Below are 4,712 nucleotides of genomic sequence, written 5' to 3'. Positions count from 1 at the left end.
AAAATCATGATTGAAGCGTGTACCAAGCAAGGCATGAATTTTTCGCCAGTAGCCCCGAATAGCGGTTTGCAAGTCTGCCGGCATTACTTCATCCGTGTCCGGAGCAAGGCCTCCGAGTACTTTGGTCCAAGGAATATTTTGCGTCTGCAGCGTATTCGATATCAGGGTGAGAGTAGGCTGATAACCCCAGCACCATGAGCACATTGGATCGTAGACATAAAACAGTTTAGTGGTTTTGTTTGTCATCACATGCTAACGCTTTTCACTCATTATCAAGGTATTTCATGTTCTATTACCACCTCTCATCACCTCTCATCACCTCTCATCACTTCAGGGGGTGATTGTCGGGCAGCTGCTTGTGCAGCCAGAGCACGAGCTTACGCTTCATTTTTGGTAATTCTAGGTCTTGCTTGGCCAAAGGTTGGACTTGCTGATCGTGTACGAGAAGTTTGTATATAACTTCGATTTTGTCATCCTGTTTGTCACTTGCTTCGAACTTAACGACACCGCGTTTTTCGCAGTACAGCATACCGATACGAATTGCTTCTTTTAAAAGCTCGGCTTCGTTTTTGATCTTTTTATTCTTCATCTTGTAAGTCCTTAACCTTAGCAGAACCGTTGTTTTAGATATTCATATACGGCACGAAGTCCTAATGCCTCACCGCCAATTGGTCGGCCAGGTAACTTGCGAATGTTCCATGCCATGACATCAAAGTGCACCCATGGTGTCTCTTCATCAATAAAGTGCTGTAAATAAAGTGCCGCAGTGATGGCACCTCCATAAGGAACGCTTGCAGAGTTCACCAAATCGGCAACTTGACTGTCGAGCATTGCGCTATAAGGCTTATGAAGTGGCAGTCGCCAAATGGGGTCAAGGCTAATGTTCGCTGCCTCGCTTAAACCTGCGGCTACTGATTCGTCGTTACAGAAGAAACCCGGAAGTTCCGTACCTAACGCGACACGACAAGCACCTGTTAGTGTCGCAAAGTCGATAACCAGCTCGGGGCTTTCACTACATGCATCATCAAGCGCATCACATAAAACAAGGCGACCTTCCGCATCCGTGTTATCGATCTCGACGGTGAGTCCTTTGCGCGACGTCACGATATCGCCCGGTCGCAGGGCATTGCCTGAGATGGCATTTTCAGCTGCGGCCACCAATACTCGGAGGTGCACTGGAAGCCCTTGGGACATAATGAGACGAGCCAGACCAAGAACATGTGCCGCACCCCCCATGTCTTTCTTCATGTTGCGCATAAAGTTGCCGACCTTGATATTCAAGCCACCACTGTCGAAACAGATGCCTTTGCCTACAAGCGTAATCGTGGGCGCATCAGGGTCGCCCCAGCGCAGCTCTAACAGTCTTGGAGCGTGGTCTGAAGCGCGTCCGACGGCATGAATCAGAGGATAGTTTTGGTCAAGTAGGTCATCGCCAACCACTTCGTTATAAGAGCCGCCATAAGACTGCGCAAGTGCGTGCAAGGCATGAGCGAGATCTTCCGGCATCATGTCATTGGCTGGCGTGTTAATCAGATCTCTTGTGAGCGATATTGCATCTACGACATTGGTAACTTCACTCAACATCGATTCGTCACTAATGGCAAGTTTTGCAACGGTCGCATCGGCTTTTTTGTACTGCTCGAACTGATAGGACGCCAAGCCCCAGCTAACAGCAAACCGAAACTGCAACAGGTTCGAAAGTTCTTGATCGATCGAGCTGTCATTCTCCAGCGCTGAAAAGTCTGCTTGATAGGTGTTTTCGGGTAGTTGGGTCGGTAGATCGCCAGCGAGAAAAAAATCATTAAGGTCGCTTAGGCCGTAAACTGCCTGTGTAGATTGGGCTTCGGAGCTTGGCAGGATCAGCACACCTTTGCCCTTATAATTGTTTGCTTTGAACCACTGCTGAAGCTGTTCGGGTTGCGTTTCGCTCCATTGCTCGAACGACTCCTTCCTAACGAGGATGATTTTAGAGTCGGCGGATCCGTTTACGAGTGCGTCAGGCATAGTTTGTTCCTTGGATCTGTTCTTTGATTAGTGATGTTTCGATTAACGAAGAGCTTATTTTTCGGCTCAACGTGAGTATGGCTTTGTTCGCCATTCTTCAAACCCGCCATCGAGGCTGTAGGTTTCTTCAAACCCTTGTTCAAAAAAATACTCTGCCGCGCTCTGGCTAGAGTTGCCATGGTAGCAGCAAACAATGAGTGGCTTTTTAAGGTCTGTGGACTCAAGGTAGTGTGTGACGTTTGAGTTATCAACATGCACGGCCCCCTCGATATGTCCTTGGGAATAGGAAACCCGGTCTCGAATATCAATGATGTTGAGGTCGTTGGGTTTCTCGCCCAACCACTGCGCGAGTTCATCGCAACTGAGGTGCTTGAAATGCATTTTAAGAAGTCCACTAAGTTATCAATTCATTATACGCGTTGAGCGATGTGGTGCGAGCGATTGAGACAAGTATCTTGCCGCAAATGCTTACGTATTGCTTCCTTGGGTTAGATCAAAGTAATCTAAAGCTCGGCAAAACAAATAATAACGAGGATCTTGCTGTGAGCTTAATCTTATACGGATATCCAAATACTCGAGCACTGCGCGCTACATGGCTTCTTGAGGAGCTGGGGCTGGATTATCAATACCACTATATTGACCTTTTAAAAGCTGAAGCAAGAACGCCTGAATTTCTAGAAATAAATCCGGCAGGAAAGCTTCCAGCGTTGAGGACCGAAGGCGGAATCATCACCGAATCGCTTGCGATACTCAATTACCTTTGTGCTTTGAAACCAGAGGCGGAGCTGATTCCCACCTTAAGTCCTTTTCGCCGAGCTCAGTATGATCAGTGGTGCGCGTTTGCACTGACAGAGCTTGAACAGCCTATGTGGACGATCTCAAAGCATAAATTTGCCTTGCCTAAAGAACACCGTGTGAGTGATGTGATTCAAACAGCTGAATATGAATTTAAGGTAGCGCTTGAGCTGTTAAGCCGTGGCTTGGGGGACAACAATTATATCTTGGGGGACCAGTTCTCCGCAGTCGATATTCTGATTGGACACAGTTTGTTTTGGGGTGTGAGTTTTAAGCAGAAAATTGAGCAGGAAAATATCAATGCGTACATTGGTCGGCTTGGCGTAAGGCCTGCACTCAAAACGGCAATGGAAAAGGAAAAAAAAGCGGCGCCCAAATAGCACCGCTTTTTTGTTTTCAGGAGACCGTTTTTTCGGTTTACACCTCGAAGTCGGAATCGAGCTTTTTCTCAACAAGCGTATTCTGCAGCTTGATGTAAATCGGAATGCCCGACGCATCATAAGGCGGGTAGTCTTCCCCTTGAATCAGTGGTGACAGATATTCTCTGCACTCCGCCGTGATGCCGTAGCCATCATCCGTAATGTAGTGAATCGGCATTTTCTTTTCTTGGTTCGCTACCTGGCTTAAAGGAGCTTCACCAACGCTCCACTTGTAGGGGGAAGACGTCTCGCGAACGATAATCGGCATCACCGCATTCTTGCCGTTTACTGCAAACTCAACGGCCGCTTTACCCATTTCGTAAGCTTGGGTTACGTCGGTGGCGCTGGCAATGTGGCGCGCAGCACGTTGTAGGTAATCTGCGACGGCCCAGTGATATTTGTAACCCAGCGCATCTTTGACCATATTAGCCAGTGTTGGTGCTACGCCACCAAGCTGCGTATGACCAAAGGCATCTTTAGCTCCAGCGTCCGCAACAAAACGTCCGTCTTCATATTGCGCGCCTTCCGATGCGACGATCACGCAGTAGCCGTGCTCTTTTACGGTTGCTTCAACACGCGCCAAAAAAACCTCTTTGTCGAATGGTACTTCCGGGAAAAGAATAATATGTGGTGCTTCGCCAGGAATTTGCGAAGCCAGACCGCCTGCTGCGGCAATCCAACCTGCGTGGCGCCCCATCACTTCAAGAATGAATACTTTGGTCGAAGACTCGCACATGGATGCGATGTCCATCGCGGCCTCTTTAGTTGAGATGGCGACATACTTGGCGACCGAGCCGAAACCCGGGCAGCAGTCTGTAAACGGAAGATCATTGTCGACGGTTTTCGGCACACCAATACAGGTAATCGGGTAGCCCATTTTCTCACTCAGTTGCGAGACCTTATAAGCGGTATCTTGCGAATCACCGCCACCGTTATAGAAAAAGTAGCCAATATCGTGGGCGCGGAATACTTCGATTAGGCGTTTGTATTCGCGCTCGTTCTCTTCGAGATTCTTAAGTTTGTAGCGACATGAGCCGAAGGCACCACTCGGTGTATGCTTCAGCGCCGCAATCGCTTCTGGAGATTCTAAACTTGTATCGATAAGCTCTTCGCGCAAAGCACCAATAATGCCATTTCGGCCAGCATAGACTTTGCCAATTTTATCACTGTGCTGACGGGCAGTTTCGATGACGCCGCAGGCGGACGCGTTGATAACGGCTGTGACACCGCCAGATTGAGCATAGAAAGCATTCTTTATCGACATGCAGATGAATCCTGTGTTCGAGAGTAGGTTGTGTGCGCGCATTATACTCAATTAAAACGCCATGTCATTCCACGCCTGTTACAGCTCGAAAACTGTTGTTGATTGCCTCTGCACTAATAGATCAACGGAGCGATTAATGTACTTAGGCGTAGGTAATCATCGCTTTATGTTCGGGTGTCAGTAAGTGTGCAATGTGATTGATGCTCGAAACATAGCATTGACCATTTTTG

5 protein-coding genes and 1 pseudogene are annotated in these 4,712 nt (G+C 48.1%); 1 reads left to right on the top strand and 5 read right to left on the bottom strand.

Going from position 1 to position 4,712, the window contains the following annotated elements:
* From A3751_RS14420 to glpE, 4 genes and pseudogenes are all read right to left on the bottom strand, one after another.
* Positions 1-246, bottom strand: a pseudogene (locus tag A3751_RS14420) (DsbA family protein); the annotation flags it as partial.
* Between the two features lie 79 nt (positions 247-325).
* Positions 326-589: a DUF5062 family protein gene (locus tag A3751_RS14415; RefSeq protein ID WP_068457346.1), complete on the bottom strand. Its 264-nt coding sequence runs from the start codon at positions 587-589 to the stop codon at positions 326-328.
* A gap of 17 nt (positions 590-606) precedes the next feature.
* Complete coding sequence (locus A3751_RS14410; RefSeq protein ID WP_068457344.1) at positions 607-2,004, bottom strand: M17 family metallopeptidase; 1,398 nt, start codon at positions 2,002-2,004, stop codon at positions 607-609.
* Between the two features lie 66 nt (positions 2,005-2,070).
* Positions 2,071-2,385, bottom strand: coding sequence for a thiosulfate sulfurtransferase GlpE (glpE, locus tag A3751_RS14405; RefSeq protein ID WP_068457341.1), 315 nt, complete (start codon positions 2,383-2,385; stop codon positions 2,071-2,073).
* A gap of 161 nt (positions 2,386-2,546) precedes the next feature.
* Between glpE and A3751_RS14400 the strand changes: the two genes are divergently transcribed.
* Positions 2,547-3,179 carry a glutathione S-transferase family protein gene (locus A3751_RS14400; protein ID WP_068457348.1) on the top strand — a complete coding sequence of 211 codons (633 nt, stop codon included), beginning with the start codon at positions 2,547-2,549 and terminating at the stop codon, positions 3,177-3,179.
* Between the two features lie 37 nt (positions 3,180-3,216).
* On the opposite strand, the gene A3751_RS14395 is transcribed toward A3751_RS14400, so the two are convergent.
* A complete protein-coding gene (locus tag A3751_RS14395; protein WP_068457338.1) occupies positions 3,217-4,482 on the bottom strand; it encodes a 6-phosphofructokinase in 1,266 nt (421 codons plus the stop codon).
* Positions 4,483-4,712: the final 230 nt, after the last annotated feature.

The sequence above is a fragment of the Oleiphilus sp. HI0080 genome (genome assembly GCF_001635135.1).
The sequence above is the reverse complement of the archived record's forward strand: the minus strand, read 5'-3'. Positions and strand labels throughout refer to the sequence as shown.